The organism is Mycolicibacter heraklionensis, from assembly GCF_001021505.1.
In the GTDB taxonomy this organism is placed as follows: Bacteria; Actinomycetota; Actinomycetes; order Mycobacteriales; family Mycobacteriaceae; genus Mycobacterium; species Mycobacterium heraklionense.
The window spans coordinates 1-18,205 of record NZ_LDPO01000032.1 but is presented as its reverse complement, the minus strand read 5'-3'; the positions used below and the strand labels follow the sequence as shown (position 1 = coordinate 18,205).

Below are 18,205 nucleotides of genomic sequence, written 5' to 3'. Positions count from 1 at the left end.
TGGTGCGTCAATCCGCTCGCCGCAGGATGGCTTCGGCGTGCCGCAGCACCGGGGAGTCGACCATCTGTCCTTCGAACGCGAACACCCCGCGCTCGGTCTGCGCTGCGGCGAGCACCCTGCGCGCCCAGTCGACCCGTTCGGGGGCGGGCCGATAGGCATCGCGGACCACCTCGATCTGGCTCGGGTGGATGCACACCGTAGCAGCGAATCCGACCGCGGCGCCATCGAGCGCTTCGGCTTTGAGCCCGTCGAGATCGCCGATGTTGAGGTAGACGGCGTCCAATGCGGCCCGGCCGAACGTCGATGCCGCCAACAGGACACTCGAGCGCACGTGGCGGGCCACGTCGCGGTACCGCCCGTCGGCGTGACGGCTCGAGCCGCCGCCCATCGCGGCGACCAGATCTTCGGCGCCCCACATCATTGCGACGCAGTCCTGCGCGGCGGCGATCTCGGCGCAGAACACCGCACCGCGCGGGGTTTCGATCAGGGCCACCACCTGCCGCGGAGCCAGCGCGGCGACCTGGGCCGCGGATTCGGTCTTGGCCAGCATCAGTGTGGTGTAGGCGGTGTCGGCCAGTGCCTCCAAGTCGCGGGCCTGATCTTCGGTGCCGGCCGGGTTCACCCGCACCACGGTCCGTTCCGGGTCAAGGGGGTTGCGCCGCAATACTTCCCGGGCGGCCGGCCGGTCCGCGGCCGCTACCCCGTCTTCCAGATCGAGGATCACCACGTCGGCGACCGCGGCCGCTTTGCCGTATCGCTCCGGGCGATCCGCCGGGCAGAACAGCCAGGCCGGACCGGCGCTCACTGTTGGTCCTCGGTCGGCCGTTTGCGCACCAGCGTGGTGCGTACCGCGCGGGCGACGATGTCGCCGTTCTGGTTACGTCCGACATGCTCCAACGTCACGATGCCCTCGCCGGGGCGGCTCTTGGACTCCCGCTTGTCGGTGCAGACCGTCTCGGCGTAGAGCGTGTCGCCGTGAAACACCGGCTTGGGGAACGACACCTCCGAGAAGCCCAGATTGGCCACGATGGTGCCCAGCGTCAGCTGCGCCACCGACAGGCCGACCAGCGTGGAGAGAGTGAACATCGAATTCACCAGGCGCTCACCGCGGAAGCCGGGCTGTTGGGCCGCCCAGGCCGCATCCAGGTGCAGCGACTGGGTGTTCATGGTCAGCGTGGTGAACAGCACGTTGTCGGCTTCGGTGATGGTGCGCCCGGGCCGGTGTAGGTAGATGGTGCCGATCTCGTATTCCTCGAACCACAGTCCGCGCTGCTCGACTGTCTTGCTCACGCCGCTTCCCTTCCGCTCTTTCTCCCGCCGAGTGTGAATCCTGCGACACGACACGCCGACGCGGCGTCGCAGGATTCACACTCGGCGGAGGACGTCCCCATCACAGCCCCAGCGATCGTGCGATGAGCATCAGCTGCACCTCGGTGGTGCCCTCGCCGATCTCGAGGATCTTGCTGTCCCGGTAATGCCGGGCCACCGGGTATTCGTTGATGAAGCCGTAGCCGCCGTGGATCTGGGTGGCGTCCCGGGCGTTGTCCATCGCCGCTTCCGAGGAGATCATCTTGGCGATCGCCGCCTCCTTCTTGAACGGCTTGCCCGCCAACATCTTCGCGGCGGCGTCGTAGTAGGCGGTGCGGGCGACGTGAGCGCGGGCCTCCATCCGGGCGATCTTGAAGCTGATCGCCTGATAGGAGCCGATCGTCTGGCCGAACGCCTCGCGCTCGCCGGCGTACTTGACGCTCTCGTCCACGCAACCCTGCGCCACCCCGGTGGCGACCGCGGCGATCGCGATGCGGCCCTCGTCCAGGATCGACAGGAAGTTCGCGTAGCCCCGGCCCTCTTCGCCAAGCAGGTTGGCTTGAGGAACGCGGGCGTCGGCGAAGGTGAGCGGGTGGGTGTCCGAGGCGTTCCAGCCGACCTTGTTGTAGGCCGGCTCCACGGTGAATCCCGCTGTGCCGGAAGGCACGATGATGGTGGAGATCTCCTTCTTACCGTCGGGCCGGGTTCCGGTGACGGCGGTGACGGTCACCAGCGAGGTGATGTCGGTGCCGGAGTTGGTGATGAACTGCTTGGTGCCGTTGATCACCCACTCGTCGCCGTCGCGGCGAGCGGTGGTCCGGGTGCCGCCGGCGTCGGATCCGGCGCCCGGCTCGGTCAGGCCGAAGCCCGCCAGCGCGCGACCGGTCACCAGATCCGGCAGCCAGGTCTGCTTCTGTTCCTCGGAGCCGAACCGGTAGATCGGCATCGCCCCCAGGCCCACCCCGGCTTCCAGGGTCATCGCCACCGACTGGTCGACCTTGCCGAGTTCCTCCAGGGCGAGCGCCAGGGCGAAGTAGTCGCCGCCCATGCCGCCGTACTCCTCGGGGAACGGCAGGCCGAACAGCCCCATCTCCCCCATCTTCGCGATCACTTCGTAGGGGAAGCTGTGCTCTTCGTCGTGCTTGGCCGCCACCGGAGCGACGACGGTGCGGGCGAACTCGGCGACGGTGTCGCGCAGGTCCAGGTAGTGGCTCGGCAGGGTTCCTGCCTCGATGGTGGTCATGATTTCGCTTCCTCGGTCTCGTCCTCCGGGATCAGCCGCGCCAGCACCTGATCCACCTTCACTTGATCGCCCACCGCCACCAACACCTGCACCCGGCCGGAAATCGGGGCGGTCAGGGTGTGCTCCATCTTCATCGCCTCGACCACGACCACCGGATCACCTTCGCCGACAGTCGATTCCGATGCCACGGCGACGGCAATCACGGTGCCCGGCATCGGGCTGACGATCTCCGCGCTACGGACTCCGCCGCCGCGGTGCACGCGCACCACGTCGGCCTCCCGCAGCTGCCAGCTTCCGCGTTCGTCGCAGATCCACAGTTGACCGTCGTCCTCGGCGAACAGGTAGCGGCGTTGCCGCCCGGCCACCGTGGCGATCAGCTGGTCGCCCTCGACATGGGCGCTGGCACTGCAGATCTCGCCGTCACCGATCTGCACCTGCGCGGCGTCGGGCAGACCCCACACCGACACCGTCTCGGTGCGCAGCGGGGTGTGCATCTCGGTGCGCACCGGCGCCGCCGCGCCGATTCGCCATCCACTCGGGGCCGCCCACAGATCACTGCGCCCGCGCTCGGCGAGCGCCCACTGGCGGTAGAGGCCACCGGCGGCCAACACGTCGTCGGGCGCGGGCACCGGTGCGAAATCGCCCGACCGCGCATCCAGCAGTTCGGTGTCCAAGTCACCGGCGACCACCCGCGCATCGGCCAGCAGGAACCGCAGGAACTCGACGTTGGTCTGCACCCCGAACACCGCCGTGCCGGCCAGCGCCGCGTCGAGGCGCGCCAGTGCCTGCGTCCGGTCGGCACCGTGCGCGATCACCTTGGACAGCATCGGGTCGTAGTCGCTGCCGACGACGGTGCCGTCCTGCAACGACGAGTCCACCCGCACCCCGGGTCCAGCAGGCTCGTGCACCGCCAGCACCCGCCCACCAGTGGGCAGGAAACCGCGGGCCGGGTCTTCGGCATACACCCGGGCTTCCACGGCGTGCCCGGTGAAGGTGATGTCGTCCTGGGTGAAGGACAGCTTCTCCCCGGCGGCCACCCGCAGCTGCCACTCCACCAGGTCCAGGCCGGTGATCGCTTCGGTGACCGGGTGTTCCACCTGCAGTCGGGTGTTCATCTCCATGAAGAAGAACTCATCCGGGCGATCCGCGGAGACGATGAATTCCACGGTGCCGGCACCGACGTAGTCCACGCTGCGGGCGGTGTTGCAGGCCGCCGCCCCGATGCGGTCCCGGGTGGCGGCGTCCAGCAGCGGCGACGGCGCCTCCTCGATCACCTTCTGGTGGCGTCGCTGCAGGCTGCATTCGCGTTCGCCGAGGTGCACCACATTGCCCTGAGTGTCGGCGAGCACCTGCACCTCGATGTGGCGCGGCCGCAGCACGAATCGCTCCAAGAACAAGGTGTCGTCACCGAACGCCGAGGCCGCCTCACGCCGTGCGGTGGCCAGCGCCGCGCGCAGCTGCGCAGGCTCTTCCACCAGGTGCATACCCTTGCCACCACCGCCGGCCGACGGCTTGATCAGCACCGGGTAACCGATCTCGCCGGCCGCAGTCACCAACTCGTCATCGGACAGGCCGGGTTTGGCGATACCCGGAACCACCGGCACCTCAAACGCGGTGACGGTGTTCTTCGCTGAGATCTTGTCGCCCATCACCTCGATTGCCCGGGCCGGCGGCCCGATGAACACCACTCCGGCCCGCTCGCAGGCGACCGCGAATCCGGCGTTCTCGGAAAGGAATCCGTAGCCGGGATGAATGGCCTGGGCGCCGGTGGCCGCGGCGGCCTCGAGCACCTTGGGTATCGACAGGTAGCTCTCCAGCACCGGCGCGGGCCCCAGGCGCACCGCGGTGTCGGCTTCGCGCACATGGCGCGCCCCGGCGTCGGCGTCGCTGTAGACGGCTACGGATCGGATGCCCATCCGGCGCAGGGTGCGGATCACCCGCACCGCGATCTCACCGCGGTTGGCTATCAAGACGGTGTCAAACATCTCCGCTCACATCCGGAATACGCCGTAGGAGACCGGGTTCAAAGGCGCGTTCGAGCAGACCGAAAGCGCCAGGCCCAGCACTGTTCTGGTGTCGGCCGGGTCGATGATCCCGTCGTCCCACAACCGCGCGGTCGAGTAGTACGGGTTGCCCTGCACCTCGTATTGCTCGCGGATCGGGGCCTTGAACGCTTCCTCGTCGGACGCCGACCACGGCTTGCCGGCCGCGTCGAGTTGATCGCCGCGCACGGTGGCCAGCACCGACGCCGCCTGCTCGCCGCCCATCACCGAGATCCGGGCATTGGGCCACATCCACAGGAACCGCGGCGAGTACGCCCGACCACACATGGAGTAGTTGCCCGCCCCGTAGGAGCCGCCGATCACGACCGTCAGCTTGGGCACCCGCGCGCAGGCCACCGCGGTGACCATCTTGGCTCCGTGCTTGGCTATGCCGCCGGCCTCGTAGTCGCGGCCGACCATGAACCCGGCGATGTTCTGCAGGAACACCAGTGGGATCGAGCGCTTGTCGCACAGTTCGATGAAGTGCGCCCCTTTGAGCGCGGATTCACCGAACAGCACCCCGTTGTTGGCGATGATCCCGACCGGGTGGCCATGGATGCGCGCGAACGCGGTCACCAGGGTTTTGCCGTACTCGGCCTTGAACTCGCTGTACTGGCTGCCGTCGACGAGCCGAACGATCACCTGCCGCACGTCATAGGGCACCCGTGGGTCCGGCGGAACTACGTCGTAGAGCTCGGCCGGATCGTGGCGGGGTTCCACGGAGTCGCTGATCTCCCAGGGGCTTTCGGGGCGCGGCCCGAAGGTCGCCGCGATCTGGCGCACGATGCGCAGCGCGTGCTCGTCGTCGTCGGCTAAATAGTCGGTGACCCCGGAGACCTTGGAGTGCAGGTCACCGCCGCCGAGTTCTTCGGCGGTCACGACTTCGCCGGTGGCGGCCTTCACCAGCGGTGGTCCGCCCAGGAAGATGGTGCCCTGCTCCCGGACGATGACGGCCTCGTCGCTCATCGCCGGAACGTAGGCGCCGCCCGCGGTGCAGGAGCCGAGCACCGCCGCGATCTGTGGGATGCCCTGGGCGCTCATGGTGGCCTGGTAGTAGAAGATCCGGCCGAAGTGCTCACGGTCGGGGAAGACTTCGTCCTGGCGGGGCAGGAACGCTCCCCCGGAGTCCACCAGGTACAGGCACGGCAGCCGGTTGCCCAGCGCCACCTCCTGGGCACGCAGGTGCTTTTTGACCGTGATCGGGTAGTAGGTGCCGCCTTTGACGGTGGCGTCATTGGCGACGACCACGCATTCGCGCCCCGCGACCCGACCGATGCCGGTGATGATCCCCGCCCCGGGACACTCGTCGTCGTACATCCCGTCGGCGGCCAGCGGGGCCAGTTCCAGGAACGGGCTGCCGGGGTCCAGCAGCCGGTCAACCCGGTCGCGCGGCAACAGCTTTCCGCGAGCGACGTGGCGCTGCCGGGACTGCTCGTTGCCGCCGAGGGCGGCCGTCGCCAGCTTGGCATTGAGCTCGGCGACCAGGCGACGGTGTTCGTCAGCGAATGCCGGTGCGGTCATGACAGTGTCGAAAGATCCAGCGGAGCATCGGTTTTTGCGACGACTTCGTCGACGGAGACGCCCGGGGCGGTCTCGACCAGCTGCAAGCCCAACTCGGTGACGTCGACGACGGCCAGGTCGGTGATGATCCGGTTGACGCAGCGGGCCCCGGTGAGCGGCAGCGTGCACTGCTCGACGATCTTGGCGCTGCCGTCTTTGGCGGCGTGCTCCATCATCACGATCACCCGGCGCGCGCCGTGCACCAGGTCCATCGCCCCGCCCATGCCTTTGATCATCTTGCCGGGGATCATCCAGTTGGCCAGGTCCCCGGCGGCCGAAACCTGCATGGCGCCAAGGACCGCCACGTCGAGGTGCCCGCCGCGGATGACTCCGAACGAGGCCGACGACGAGAAGAACGACGCCCCGGGCAGGACCGTCACCGTTTCTTTGCCGGCGTTGATCAGGTCGGCGTCGAGGTCTTCACGCAGCGGGTAAGGGCCGACCCCGAGGATTCCGTTCTCCGAGTGCAGCACCACGCTGACGCCGTCGGGAATGTGGTTGGGAATCAAGGTGGGCAGTCCGATGCCGAGGTTGACATACTGCCCGTCGCGCAGCTCGGCGGCCACTCGCGCGGCCAGCTCGTCTCTAGTGAGGGTCATGCGCGCACCGTCTCCCGCTCGATTCGCTTGATCGGATTGGGCACGTGCACCACCCGGTGCACGAAGACTCCCTGGGTGTGCACCTCGGCGGGGCAGATCTCGCCGGGCTCCACCAGATGCTCGACCTCGGCGATGGTGATCCGGCCGGCCGCAGCGCAGTCCGGGTTGAAGTTGGCGGCGGCCTCGCGGTAAACGAGATTGCCGTGCCGGTCGCCCTTCCAGGCGTGCACCAGCGCGAAGTCGGTGCGGATCGCCCGCTCCAGAACATAGGTGCGCCCGTCGAACTCCCGGGTCTCCTTCGGCGGCGAGGCCACCGCCACCCCGCCGGCCCCGTCATAGCGCCACGGCAGGCCGCCGTCGGCGACCTGGGTGCCCACGCCGGTGGGCGTGTAGAACGCCGGGATTCCGGCGCCGCCGGCACGCAGCCGCTCGGCGAGGGTCCCCTGCGGGGTCAGCTCCACTTCGAGCTCGCCGGAGAGGAACTGCCGGGCGAACTCCTTGTTCTCGCCCACATAGGAGCTGACGGTGCGGCGGATGCGCTTGTGCTCCAACAGCACTCCCAGGCCGACGCCGTCGACGCCGCAGTTGTTCGACACCGTCTCCATATCGGTGACCCCGAGCTGGAGCAGGGCGTCGATCAACGCCTCCGGAATGCCGCAGAGTCCGAACCCGCCAACCGCCAGTGACGCGCCGTCGGTCACGTCGGCCACGGCCTCTGCCGCCGTCGCCACGACCTTGTCTATCGCCACGCGCGCCTCCTCATTTCAGTTAATGTTCATTAACTGATGCCAGAGAATACCATTCTCAGGCAGCCCTGTCAGCCGCCGCCCAAATGCTCGATTGCCTGCTGGCGCATCTCGTCCTTGCGGACCTTGCCGGTGACCGTCATCGGAAACTCGGTCACGACCCGGACGTACCGCGGCACCTTGAAGTGCGCCAGGCGCCCGGTGCAGAACTCCCGCAGCCGCTCGGCGGTCAGTGGTGGCGCCCCTTCGCGCATCATCACCACCGCCATCAGCTCCTCGCCGTAGGCGTCGTCGGGCACGCCGATGACCTGGGCGTCACGGATGTCGGGATGGGTGTGGAGGAATTCCTCGATCTCGCGCGGGTAGATGTTCTCCCCGCCGCGGATCACCATGTCCTTGATCCGCCCGGTGATGCGCAGATAGCCGTCGCCGTCCATGACGGCCAGGTCGCCGGTGTGCATCCAGCCGCCCGCGTCGATGGCCGCCGCGGTCTTGTCCGGGTCGTTCCAGTAACCGGTCATCACCGAATAGCCGCGGGTGCACAGCTCGCCGACCCGCCCGCGCGGCACCGTCGCGCCGGTGTCCGGGTCGGTCAGCTTGATCTCGAGATGCGGGCCGACCTGCCCGACGGTCTCGACTCGCTGCGCCAGCGAGTCATCGGCGCGGGTTTGGGTCGACACCGGGGAGGTCTCGGTCATGCCGTAGCAGATCGCGACCCCGGCCATGTGCATGTCGTCGATGACCCGTCGCATCACCTGGGCCGGGCACGGCGATCCCGCCATGATCCCGGTGCGCAGGCTGGTGAGGTCATACTGCCCGAAGTCGGGCTGGCCGAGCTCGGCGATGAACATGGTCGGCACCCCGTAGAGGCTGGTGCACGCCTCATCCTGCACGGCCCGCAGCGTGGCCGTCGGATCGAAGCCGGGCCCCGGCAAGACGATGGCCGCGCCGTGACTGGTGGCCGCCAGGCTCCCCATCACCAGACCGAAGCAATGGTAGAGCGGCACCGGAAGGCAGATCCGATCCGCTTCGGTGTAGCCGAGCAGTTCACCGACCAGGTAGCCGTTGTTGAGGATGTTGCGATGGCTTAGCGTCGCGCCCTTGGGGTAACCCGTTGTGCCCGAGGTGTATTGGATATTGATGGGGTCGTGGGCTTGTAGGGTCGCCGCCACCTGCGTCAGCGCTGTCGCATCGATCGGCGTACCTGCCAGCTGCTGCCACCGAGCAGAGCCGATGAACACCGCCTCGCGCAGATCCGGGCATTCGGGGGCCACCTCCCGCAGCATTCCGACGTAGTCGGAGGTCTTGAAACGCGATGCCGAGATGACCATCGCGACCCCGGATTGCTTGAGCGCATAGGCCAATTCGTGGGTGCGGTACGCGGGGTTGATGTTGACCAGGATTGCGCCGATCTCGGCGGTGGCGTACTGGGTCAAAACCCATTCGGCGCAGTTGGGCGCCCAAATGCCCACCCGGTCCCCCGTGCTGATATCGGCCTCCAGCAGGCCGGTGGCCAGACGCCGCACATCGGCGGAGAGTTCGGCGTAGGTCCAGCGCCGGCCCGACGGAACGTCAACCAACGCATCGCGATCGGGGAACGCGTCTGCAGTGGCCGCGAGGTTGGCGCCGATCGTCGTCTCCAACAGGGCGGGGTGGGACCCGCCGCGGGCGTAGGACAAGTCGTCCTGTGCCGCGGGTACCGCAGTTGCCATCGGCCCCTCCACCGGTGCCGCCCGAAGTCGGATGTGTTCCGAGGCGACGGGTGTTACGTTAGTGGCCATTAACTGAGATGTCCACGACGGAGCGGAGGCGTGATGGCTTCTTCCATTCCGAAGTCCATCTCGGCCGACTCGGCGGGCAACGACGAGCCGGCCAACCGGCGCAGCCGGCTGAAGTCCGACCGGCGTAGCCAGTTGCTCACGGCCGCCGAACGCCTCTTCGCCCAGGGCGGCTACCCGGCCGTGCGGTTGGAGGACATCGGCGCGGCCGCCGGCGTAAGCGGCCCGGCCATCTACCGACACTTCGCGGGCAAGGAAGCACTGCTGGTGGAGTTGCTGGTCGGTATCAGCACCCGGCTGCTCGCGGGGGCGCGCGCCGTCGAAGCCAGCGGACGCAGCCCGCAGGAAGTGCTGGACGGCCTGGTCGATTTTCATCTCGATTTCGCCCTCGGCGAGCCGGACCTGATTCGGATCCAGGACCGTGACCTGGCGCATCTGCCGGCCGCCGCGCAGCGCCAAGTGCGCAGCGCCCAGCGTCAGTACGTGGAGGTGTGGGTGAGCGTGTTGTGTGCGCTGCGTCCCGGGCTGGCCGAGGCCGATGCGCGGCTGATGGCCCATGCGGCGTTCGGCTTGTTGAACTCGACCCCGCACAGCGTGAAGCCCTCCGGAGCCAAATCGGCCGGGCCGGAACGCTCGCGAGCGGTGTTGCGGGCGATGACGATCAGCGCGCTGGGCGCCGTCGGAATTTAGTCGGGCGCGCCCGACGTCCCGGCCGCGGGCGCTCGGCGCAGGTACCCTGCAAGCCATGAGGTGGGCATGACCGATCCGTACCGACCGGATGGTTCCAATCAGCAGTGGCAGCGCGGTGGAGCGTCCGAACCGCCGACCTACGGCTTTCCGCCATACGTCGACCCGGCGTACGCCGGGCAGCTCCCGACGTACCCGCCCGGCTATCCGCCGCAGGCTCCCCAGCCGACCGAGCAGTTGCCGCGGCAACACTGGGAGCCGCCCCAGCCCCCGCCAGGTGGACCGGTAGGCGGCGGCGAGGGCGGACCGCCGGAGCCCCCGAGATTCCCCAACTGGCTGTTTCTGGTGGCCGGTGCCGCAGTACTGCTGGTGGTCGGCATGGTGATCGCCCTGGTGATCGCCAATGGCTCGCAGCGCAATTCGGCCACCGTGACGCCGGTGACCCCGTTGCCGACAGCGCCGAGCACCCCGGTTCCCAAGCGCGTCCCCACCACCACTCCGCCACCGTCACGGACTCCCGCGCCCAGCACCACGACGACCGCACCGCCACCGACGACCTCGACCACCGCCGGTGTCCCCGAGACGATCGTCTACAGCGTCAGCGGGACCGGCAGGGCGCTCAGCATCGCCTATATCGATACCGGTGGAATATTGCAGACCGAGTTCAATGTGGCTCTGCCGTGGAGCAAGCAGGTGACACTGACGCCGCCGGCGACGACGGCCGCGGCGGTTACGGTGGTCAATTTCGGCGAGCAGATCACCTGCTCGGTATCGGTGGACGGCACCCAGGTCCGTCAGCGCACCGGTTCGATCCTCACGGTGTGCGCGGCGGCCGGCTGACGCGCACCGGCAGGACCGCGAGCAGACCGAGCAACAACACCGTGCACAGCCCGCCCATGCCCGCCCGGACGGTGCCGAAGACGTCGACGAAGACGGAGAACAGCCACGGCGCCAGGAACGACACCGCCCGACCGGTCATCGTGTAGAGGCCGAACGCCACCCCTTCAAAGCCATCCCGACCGTCCTGCGCCATCCGCAGCAGCAGGGTGCGCGCCGCGGATTGGGTCGGCCCGATGAACAGACACAGCACCAGCCCACAGGCCCAGAACGCCCGGGGTCCGGACAGCGTCATCAGCGTGGTGCCGGCCGCGATCATCGCGACCAGTGACCCGACGATGACGGTTTTGGATCCGATCCGGTCGTCGAGCAGGCCACCTGCGATAGCGCCCACCGCGGCGACCACGCTGGCGGCCACCCCGAAGATCAGGATGTCGCCGGCCGAGATGCCATAGACGTTGACGCCGAGCACCGCACCGAACGCGAACACCCCAGCCAGCCCGTCGCGGAAGATCGCGCTGGCCACCAGGTAGAAGACCAGGTTGCGGTCGCGGTGCCATTCCGCGGTGATGTCGCGCCACAGCTGGCGGTAACCGCCGAAGAACCCGAGCCGCAGCGGAGGCTCCTCGCCCTTGCCGGCCAGGCGGTGCGCGGTGAGCAGCAACGGCAAGGCGAACACCGTCAGCCAGGCCGCGGCCAGCAGCATCGCCACCCGAATGTTGTGGCCGCCCTCGGTGGACAAGCCGAGCAGGCCGCGGGTGGGACCGCTGCCGGCGATGCAGCCCACATAGACCAGCAGCAACAACACCACGCTGCCGGCATAGCCCGCCGCCCAGCCGAAGCCGGAGATCCGCCCGGAGTTCTGCGGTGTCGACAGCTGCCGCAGCATGGCGTTGTAGGGCACGCCGGCCAGGTCGCCGCACGCGGCGACCAGCGCCAGCAGCAGCAGTCCCGGAGCCAGGTAGGCGGGTTCGTCACGGATCAGGCTCATCGAGGCGGTCAGCACCGCCGCGGTACCGGTCAGCACCGCCAGCGTCACGCGACGACGGTGCGGGGCGGCCACCCAGACCCCGATCACCGGCGCTATCGCGGCCACGGTCAGCCCGGAGATGGCCAGGGTGCGGCCCAGCCAGCTGGCCGGGGACACCTGTCCGGGCAGGTCGCGGCCGACACTGCTGGTCAGATACACCGAGTACACGAACGTCACCACGATGGCGCTGACACCGGCCGCGCCGGTGTCCCACAGGGCCCACGCCACGATCCGGGATCGCCGCGGCTTGTCCGCCCCCGGCTCGTCCATGAGTGGCACTCTACGATTGCCCCATGCCAATTCCTGCTCCCAGCCCAGATGCCCGCGCTGTCGTCACCGGAGCGTCCCAGGGGATCGGTGAGGCGCTGGCCACCGAGCTGGCCGCCCGCGGCCACGCCCTGATCATCACCGCGCGCCGCGAAGATGTGCTCAACGACGTGGCGGCGCGGTTGCGTGACAAGTACGGGGTCGCGGTGGAGGTGCGGGCGGTCGACCTGGCCGACCCGCCGGCCCGTGACGCGTTCTGCGCTGAGTTGGCCGAGCGGGAGATCTCGGTGCTGTGCGCCAACGCCGGAACCGCGACGTTCGGGCCGATCTCCGGTCTGGACCCGGCGGCGGAGAAGGCGCAGGTGCAGCTCAACGCGGTGGCGGTGCATGACCTGGTCTTGGCCGTGCTGCCGGGTATGTTGGCGCGCCGCGCCGGGGGCATCCTGATCTCCGGTTCGGCGGCGGGAAACTCACCGATCCCCAACAACGCCACTTACGCCGCGACCAAGGCGTTCGCCAACACGTTCAGCGAGTCGCTGCGCGGCGAGCTGCTGAAGTCCGGGGTGCACGTGACGTTGCTGGCGCCCGGGCCGGTGCGTGCCGAGATGCCCGATGCCGCCGAGGCCTCGCTGGTCGACAGGCTGATCCCCGACTTCTTGTGGATCTCCACTCAGCACACCGCGAAGCTGTCGCTGGATGCGCTGGCGCGCAACAAGATGCGCGTCGTACCCGGGATCACTTCCAAGGCCATGTCGATGGCCAGTGGCTATGCGCCGCGCGCCATCGTCACGCCGATCGTGGGGGCGGTCTACAAGAAGCTCGGCGGGGGTTAGCGCCGGCGCCGACCGGTGCCGAAGATACTGCGGGTGATCTCGCGGCCGAAAGCGGTTCCGGCCGAGCGCATCGCGCTCTTGACGGCCGGATTGCCCAACACCTTCTCGAAGAAACCCGGCTCGGGCGGCGGTGGCGGCGGCAGGTCCGGCAGGTCCACATCGCCGGGAAGGTCCGGCAGCGGAGTCAGTTTGGCGTTGAGCCGCTCGTACGCCGAGTCCCGGTCGATGGTCTGGCCGTACTGCACCTGCAACGGACTGGCCTGGGCGGCGGCGCGGATCGCGTCATTGCCGATCGCGGCCATCAGTGAGCGCGGCGCCCGCAGCCGGGTCCAGGCCACCGGAGTGGGCGAGCCTCGCTCGGAAAGCACGGTGACGACGGCCTCGCCGATCCCCAGCGAGGTCAACGCCGATTCCAGGTCGTAGACATCGGTTTTCGGGTAGGTGCGCACCGTCTTGCTGAGCGCCTTCTGGTCGTCAGGGGTGAAGGCCCGCAGCGCATGCTGGATGCGCGCACCCAGCTGCGAGAGCACCGCGTTGGGCACGTCGGTGGGCAACTGCGTGCAGAAGAACACGCCGACGCCCTTCGAGCGGATCAGCTTGACGGTCTGCTCGACCTGGTCGAGGAAAGCCTTGGAGGCGTCGGTGAACAGCAGGTGCGCCTCGTCGAAGAAGAACACCAGCTTGGGTTTGTCGATGTCACCGACCTCGGGCAGGAAGGTGAACAAGTCGGCCAGCACCCACATCAAGAAGGTGGAGAACAGCACCGGGCGCGCCGCCTGGTCGCCGAGCTCCAGCAGCGAGATGATGCCGCGCCCTTGGGGGTCCAGGCGGATCAGATCCTTGGGGTCCAGTTCCGGCTCCCCGAAGAAGGTGTCGGCGCCTTCGGCCTCCAGGTTGACCAGCGCACGCAGGATCACCCCGGCGGTGGCCGGTGACACCGCCCCCAGCGCTTTCAGTTCCGGTTTGCCTTCGTCACTGGTCAGATAGGTGATGACCGCTCGCAGATCCTTCAGATCCAGCAGCGGCAGCCCCTGCTGGTCAGCCCAGTGGAAGATCAAGCCCAGCGTCGACTCCTGGGTGCCGTTGAGGCCCAGCACCTTCGACAACAGAATCGGGCCGAAGCTGGAGATGGTGGCCCGCACCGGAATACCGATGCCGCCGGTACCCAACGACAGAAACTCCGTCGGGAACGCCGTCGGCGCCCAGTCGTCGCCGGTCTCGCTGGCGCGCTGGGTGACCTTGTCGCCGGCCTCTCCGGCGCGCGACAGCCCGGACAGGTCGCCCTTGACGTCGGCCATCAGCACCGGGACACCGGCGGCGGACAGCTGCTCGGCGATCACCTGCAAGGTCTTGGTCTTGCCGGTGCCGGTGGCGCCGGCCACCAGCCCGTGCCGGTTGATGGTGGCCAGCGGAATGCGGACCTGCGCGGCGGCGTCTGCGGTGCCGTCGATGACTACCGTGCCCAGTTCGAGGGCCTGGCCGTCGGCGGCGTAGCCCGCCGCGATCTGCTGCGCGGCGTTCGCCGCCGAGTCGGGACTCACAGGTCACGACACTACTTGGCCGGTCTGTACCGCTGTGCGGCTATGCCCGCGGCGAACGGCTAACGTTGGCTAACTGTGAGTGCTGCACGAGACGAACTCGTCTGGATCGACTGTGAGATGACCGGCCTGGATCTGGGCTCGGACAAGCTCATCGAGATCGCCGTCCTGGTCACCGACGGCGAGCTGAACATCCTGGGCGACGGTATTGACGTGGTGATCCATGCCGACGGCGCGGACCTGGACGCGATGAGCCCGGTGGTGACCGAGATGCACACCCGATCGGGCCTGATCGACGAGGTCAGGGCGTCGACGATCGATCTGGCCACCGCCGAAGCGATGGTGCTCGACTACATCCGCACCCACGTCAAGCAGGCCAAGACGGCGCCGCTGGCGGGCAACTCGATCGGCACCGACCGCGGCTTCCTGGCTCGCGACATGGCCGCCCTCAACGACTACCTGCACTACCGGATGATCGACGTCAGCTCGATCAAGGAGTTGTGCCGTCGCTGGTATCCGCGGATCTACTTCGGCCAGCCGGAGAAGGGCCTGGCGCACCGCGCACTGGCCGACATCCACGAGTCCATCCGGGAATTGAAGTACTACCGGCGCACCGCGTTCGTCGCCCCGCCCGGGCCGTCTACCAGCGACATTGCCGCGATCGCCGGGGAACTGGGGCCGCCGGTGGACGCGCCCGACGATATCGATTCGGTCGCTGAGCGCCCTAGCGGTTAGTATCGACGACGCTGCTTGCTAGTGGGGCAGCAATGGTGGCTGTAGTTCAGTTGGTAGAGCACCAGGTTGTGATCCTGGGTGTCGCGGGTTCGAGTCCCGTCAGCCACCCCGCAGGTGGGAGGGCATTTTTGCCCTCCCACCTTCTGCGTTCTTGAAGACGCCAGCGCGAAAGGCGCCTAGGCAGCCTCGCCCCGAGTGAACTCCACGACGTCACGCCATCGGTTTCCCGTCGCGGACTTGAGCACAAAGCCCTTGGGTTCGAAAAGAGCACGTAGTTCTGCGACGCCCAGTCGGTCGGGGTCAAGGAATATCTCCTGGAAGACCAGCCGCCCACCCGGCTTGATCACTTTCTGCAAAGACTCCGCACATGCCGCTTTGTCCGGAACCTCGCCGATCACGCTAGCCAGAAACGCAAGATCAAAAGTGTTGTCGGGGAAGGGAAGCCCGTCACTGGCGTCGCCCGAGTGAAACTGCACATTGCGGTAGCCGGCAGCCTCAATTTTTCGCCTCACCTTCTCCAGCATCTGCGGTTGGATATCGAAAAGATCGAGGTGGCCGGTCGTCAGCCGGCGGGCGATCTCAATACTGAAGATCCCTGGACCAGGTCCGATCTCCAGCACTCGTTCACCTCCGCCAAGCGCTAGCTGCTCGACCACGCCACCAGGATTGACAAGGCGTCGGTGAAGCGGATTGTCCAGCAGGAAGGCGGCCTGGTGCGGAAAAGGGAAGTCACCAACCCGGCGCACCTGACGTATCACAGCGTCCATCCACGTTGTAGGCATGAAATTAGGTTACCCTAACTTCAGCCACCCGTGGCCTGGGATCAGCCCGAGCCCGATGCGTATCAGGCATCCAGCAGCGCGGGCAGCTCGAATCCCCCGAGCGTATGGTCGGGCGCGAACAGGTTGCTGTCCCCGGTGAGTAGCCCCCACGGGTCGGAGAACTCGGAGGCACCCGGCAGCGGCGGGTCGGTCGGCGCGATGACTCCCGATCCGGTCAGGTACGCAACGCCCCGAGCCAGCGCAACGCTCGTGTCCACCACCAGACCGCCCACGAAATCGTTGATCTGCTGGGCGAATTGGGCGAGCCCACTGATCAGGAAGATGTCCTGGTCGACGATCGACTGCAGGAGCTTGTCGATCTCGGTGACGACGAGATTGAGCCCGTACGGGATGGAGGTGACCACCGTGCGGACGGCCAGCGCGATCTCGTTTCCGATATTGGGATAGCCGGACATCGCGAGCGCGTCGAGGAGGGCCTGCTTGAGGTCGACGGGTGTGACGGTGCTGTTCAGGATGCTCGGGTCGTTGGTCATCGAGACGCCGTCGAAGTCCGACCGCAGCGGAACTCCGAACAGCGACAAGATCGTTGGTGTGATGTCGACGGTGGAGAAGTTCAGGTTCTGGCTGCCGTCCCTCGCGTGCTCGCCGGCCTGATCGAAGATGACGAAAGACGACGTCTCGTTGGGCGACTGGAAGCCGTGGCCCAGGAGTCCCAGCGACTGCTGGTGGCCGTGGTCGGTGGTGATGATGATCGACCAGTCGTCACCGGTGATCGCCTTGACCTGCTCGACCGCGGCCAAGATCTGCTGGATGTTGGCGCCGACGTTCACGACAGCTTGGGCGTATTCGGGCGACCCGCCACCGAATCCGTGTCCGGCCTCGTCGACCTGCACTTGGTAGGAGAACAGGAAGTTGGAGATGTCGTCCGGGTTGTCCGCGGTCGCCAGGATCTGAGCGATGGTCTGCGCGGTGACCAGCGCGTCGGCGTCGGCCCAGTTGGTCTCGAAGGGGACGAAGATGTTGCTGTCGGCCGGGTAGCCTCCCGCGGCAGCGATGTCGTTGATGTAGTCCCAGTCGGCGATCACCGAAGTGTTGATCTCGGGCTTGTAGTACTCGAGCAGGTTGAACACGGTCGGCCACAGGTTGTACGGCTCGGAGCTGAACAGGTTGTTTGTCACCCCGTGCTTGTCGTCCCACACGCCGGTGAGGATCGTTGACCATGACGGGCCGGAGAAGGTGGTGTGGTTAATCAGGCTTGCGGTTCCGGTAATACCTTGGTCCATCGCGGTTTTGAAGCCGCTGCCCGCGTTGTAGGCGTACTCCAGGATCTTGTCCAAGTTGGTGCCGTCGGTACCGATCAGCAGCACGTGCTCCGCGGCCAGCATCCAGTCGGCGCGCAGCGCGGACGGCCCCGTCTGCGCCCCTACCACCGCCCCCGTTCCGGCAACCAGGCCGGCGACGGTCGCACCGCACAGAAACCGCTGCACCTTTGTCACGATCGGATTCCCTCGTCGAAGTTTGCGCGAGACTGCCGACGACACTAGCAATCGCACAGGCAATGCTCAGGATTTGCGGGGAACTCGCCCAGCGCAGGGCTCGCGGACCGGCCTTCCCGGATGTGGCGTTGACGCCATCCGCCGTGTCCCCGATGTTGAAACCGGCAGACCGACCTGGACTGGTCCGCCGTCCAGCAAGCACTCATCGATGGCGCCCAGCAAGGTTTTCAGAACGCGATCAGTGATCTGTTCCCGCCCTGGTCGGCCCTGACGCCGCTGGCCGAGGCCGCCCAGGCTGATCTCACCGATGTGGCGTCAGCAATCGCCGCGGTGTTCGGGATTTAGTGATCTAGCGAACACCCGCTCATCACGTTCGAGATGACCGGCGCCCATTACCAAGCTGACCTGGTCTGACTGCCGCGCAACCCGTGATTGCCCTACCGCCGGCCATCCACTTCGGACGCGCCTTTCCGCGTGCCGGGTTGATGTCGAGATAACGTTTTGGTTACGGTTCCCTGCGTGCTCACGCAAGGACTAGTAGATCTGCGCATGAAATCCTCGGTTCTGGCCGCGACGACTCTGTTGCCGGCCGCCGTGTTCTTGGCCGGCGGCGTCGGTGCCGAGCCGGGAAACAACGACGAACCTCCACCTCCGGCCGCCGCCGATGCGCCGCCGCCGCCCGAGGAAGCGCCCCCTCCACCACCGGAAGACGCACCTCCCCCAC

Annotated in this window: 15 protein-coding genes, 1 tRNA gene and 1 pseudogene; 5 read left to right on the top strand and 12 right to left on the bottom strand. The window is 67.6% G+C overall.

What is annotated here, in order from left to right:
- Nucleotides 1–7 precede the first annotated feature (7 nt).
- From ABW16_RS22395 to ABW16_RS22360, 8 genes and pseudogenes are all read right to left on the bottom strand, one after another.
- A complete protein-coding gene (locus ABW16_RS22395) occupies nucleotides 8–805 on the bottom strand; it encodes an HpcH/HpaI aldolase/citrate lyase family protein (protein ID WP_047321406.1) in 798 nt (265 codons plus the stop codon).
- A pseudogene (locus ABW16_RS22390) lies at nucleotides 802–1,391 on the bottom strand (MaoC family dehydratase). The gene ABW16_RS22395 and the pseudogene ABW16_RS22390 overlap by 4 nt, the downstream one beginning before the upstream one ends.
- A complete protein-coding gene (locus tag ABW16_RS22385; protein WP_109519715.1) occupies nucleotides 1,391–2,551 on the bottom strand; it encodes an acyl-CoA dehydrogenase family protein in 1,161 nt (386 codons plus the stop codon). The pseudogene ABW16_RS22390 and the gene ABW16_RS22385 overlap by 1 nt, the downstream one beginning before the upstream one ends.
- Nucleotides 2,548–4,536: an acetyl/propionyl/methylcrotonyl-CoA carboxylase subunit alpha gene (locus ABW16_RS22380; protein WP_047321403.1), complete on the bottom strand. Its 1,989-nt coding sequence runs from the start codon at nucleotides 4,534–4,536 to the stop codon at nucleotides 2,548–2,550. Before ABW16_RS22380 ends, ABW16_RS22385 begins: the two co-directional genes overlap by 4 nt.
- Before the next feature lie 6 nt (nucleotides 4,537–4,542).
- Nucleotides 4,543–6,114, bottom strand: a complete 1,572-nt coding sequence (locus ABW16_RS22375; protein WP_047321402.1) for a carboxyl transferase domain-containing protein — start codon at nucleotides 6,112–6,114, stop codon at nucleotides 4,543–4,545.
- Nucleotides 6,111–6,752 carry a 3-oxoacid CoA-transferase subunit B gene (locus tag ABW16_RS22370; RefSeq protein WP_047321401.1) on the bottom strand — a complete coding sequence of 214 codons (642 nt, stop codon included), beginning with the start codon at nucleotides 6,750–6,752 and terminating at the stop codon, nucleotides 6,111–6,113. The genes ABW16_RS22375 and ABW16_RS22370 overlap by 4 nt, the downstream gene beginning before the upstream one ends.
- Entirely contained in the window at nucleotides 6,749–7,495 is a 747-nt protein-coding gene (locus ABW16_RS22365) for a CoA transferase subunit A (protein ID WP_047321415.1), read from the bottom strand. Before ABW16_RS22365 ends, ABW16_RS22370 begins: the two co-directional genes overlap by 4 nt.
- Before the next feature lie 74 nt (nucleotides 7,496–7,569).
- Nucleotides 7,570–9,210, bottom strand: coding sequence for an AMP-binding protein (locus ABW16_RS22360; protein WP_047321400.1), 1,641 nt, complete (start codon nucleotides 9,208–9,210; stop codon nucleotides 7,570–7,572).
- A gap of 102 nt (nucleotides 9,211–9,312) precedes the next feature.
- Between ABW16_RS22360 and ABW16_RS22355 the strand changes: the two genes are divergently transcribed.
- Nucleotides 9,313–9,966, top strand: a complete 654-nt coding sequence (locus ABW16_RS22355) for an SACE_7040 family transcriptional regulator (protein ID WP_047321399.1) — start codon at nucleotides 9,313–9,315, stop codon at nucleotides 9,964–9,966.
- Nucleotides 9,967–10,032: 66 nt separating this feature from the next.
- Nucleotides 10,033–10,803 (top strand): MmpS family transport accessory protein, encoded by a 771-nt coding sequence (locus ABW16_RS22350; RefSeq protein ID WP_047321398.1) that lies wholly within the window; start codon nucleotides 10,033–10,035, stop codon nucleotides 10,801–10,803.
- Here the strand turns inward: ABW16_RS22350 and ABW16_RS22345 are convergent.
- A complete protein-coding gene (locus ABW16_RS22345) occupies nucleotides 10,778–12,100 on the bottom strand; it encodes an MFS transporter (protein WP_047321397.1) in 1,323 nt (440 codons plus the stop codon). The genes ABW16_RS22350 and ABW16_RS22345 overlap by 26 nt on opposite strands.
- A 23-nt stretch (nucleotides 12,101–12,123) precedes the next feature.
- Here ABW16_RS22345 and cmrA point away from each other — a divergent pair, with 23 nt between their 5' ends.
- The gene (gene cmrA / locus ABW16_RS22340) at nucleotides 12,124–12,930 is read left to right on the top strand and encodes a mycolate reductase (protein ID WP_047321414.1); all 807 of its coding nucleotides are present in this window, start codon (nucleotides 12,124–12,126) and stop codon (nucleotides 12,928–12,930) included.
- On the opposite strand, the gene ABW16_RS22335 is transcribed toward cmrA, so the two are convergent.
- Nucleotides 12,927–14,471 carry a helicase HerA-like domain-containing protein gene (locus ABW16_RS22335; RefSeq protein WP_047321396.1) on the bottom strand — a complete coding sequence of 515 codons (1,545 nt, stop codon included), beginning with the start codon at nucleotides 14,469–14,471 and terminating at the stop codon, nucleotides 12,927–12,929. The two genes, cmrA and ABW16_RS22335, sit on opposite strands and share 4 nt — an antisense overlap.
- 75 nt (nucleotides 14,472–14,546) lie before the next feature.
- Here ABW16_RS22335 and orn point away from each other — a divergent pair, with 75 nt between their 5' ends.
- Both orn and ABW16_RS22325 read left to right on the top strand, forming a co-directional pair.
- On the top strand, nucleotides 14,547–15,203 hold the full coding sequence (gene orn / locus ABW16_RS22330) for an oligoribonuclease (protein WP_082134285.1): 657 nt from the start codon (nucleotides 14,547–14,549) through the stop codon (nucleotides 15,201–15,203).
- 35 nt (nucleotides 15,204–15,238) lie between these two features.
- Nucleotides 15,239–15,311 (top strand) — tRNA-His (locus tag ABW16_RS22325).
- A 68-nt stretch (nucleotides 15,312–15,379) separates the two neighbouring features.
- Here the strand turns inward: ABW16_RS22325 and ABW16_RS22320 are convergent.
- Together ABW16_RS22320 and ABW16_RS22315 are read right to left on the bottom strand one after the other, a co-directional pair.
- Nucleotides 15,380–15,970, bottom strand: a complete 591-nt coding sequence (locus ABW16_RS22320; protein WP_047321394.1) for a class I SAM-dependent methyltransferase — start codon at nucleotides 15,968–15,970, stop codon at nucleotides 15,380–15,382.
- Nucleotides 15,971–16,047: 77 nt separating this feature from the next.
- Nucleotides 16,048–17,481: an alkaline phosphatase family protein gene (locus tag ABW16_RS22315; RefSeq protein WP_047321393.1), complete on the bottom strand. Its 1,434-nt coding sequence runs from the start codon at nucleotides 17,479–17,481 to the stop codon at nucleotides 16,048–16,050.
- Nucleotides 17,482–18,205: the final 724 nt, after the last annotated feature.

What these genes read in the sequence shown, in the direction of transcription:
- ABW16_RS22385 (WP_109519715.1), bottom strand. Translation starts at nt 2,551, where the DNA reads ATGACCACCATCGAGGCAGGAACCCTGCCGAGCCACTACCTGGACCTG.
- ABW16_RS22380 (WP_047321403.1), bottom strand. Translation starts at nt 4,536, where the DNA reads ATGTTTGACACCGTCTTGATAGCCAACCGCGGTGAGATCGCGGTGCGG.
- ABW16_RS22375 (WP_047321402.1), bottom strand. Translation starts at nt 6,114, where the DNA reads ATGACCGCACCGGCATTCGCTGACGAACACCGTCGCCTGGTCGCCGAG.
- ABW16_RS22370 (WP_047321401.1), bottom strand. Translation starts at nt 6,752, where the DNA reads ATGACCCTCACTAGAGACGAGCTGGCCGCGCGAGTGGCCGCCGAGCTG.
- ABW16_RS22360 (WP_047321400.1), bottom strand. Translation starts at nt 9,210, where the DNA reads ATGGCAACTGCGGTACCCGCGGCACAGGACGACTTGTCCTACGCCCGC.
- ABW16_RS22355 (WP_047321399.1), top strand. Translation starts at nt 9,313, where the DNA reads ATGGCTTCTTCCATTCCGAAGTCCATCTCGGCCGACTCGGCGGGCAAC.
- ABW16_RS22350 (WP_047321398.1), top strand. Translation starts at nt 10,033, where the DNA reads ATGACCGATCCGTACCGACCGGATGGTTCCAATCAGCAGTGGCAGCGC.
- ABW16_RS22345 (WP_047321397.1), bottom strand. Translation starts at nt 12,100, where the DNA reads ATGGACGAGCCGGGGGCGGACAAGCCGCGGCGATCCCGGATCGTGGCG.
- cmrA (WP_047321414.1), top strand. Translation starts at nt 12,124, where the DNA reads ATGCCAATTCCTGCTCCCAGCCCAGATGCCCGCGCTGTCGTCACCGGA.
- ABW16_RS22320 (WP_047321394.1), bottom strand. Translation starts at nt 15,970, where the DNA reads ATGGACGCTGTGATACGTCAGGTGCGCCGGGTTGGTGACTTCCCTTTT.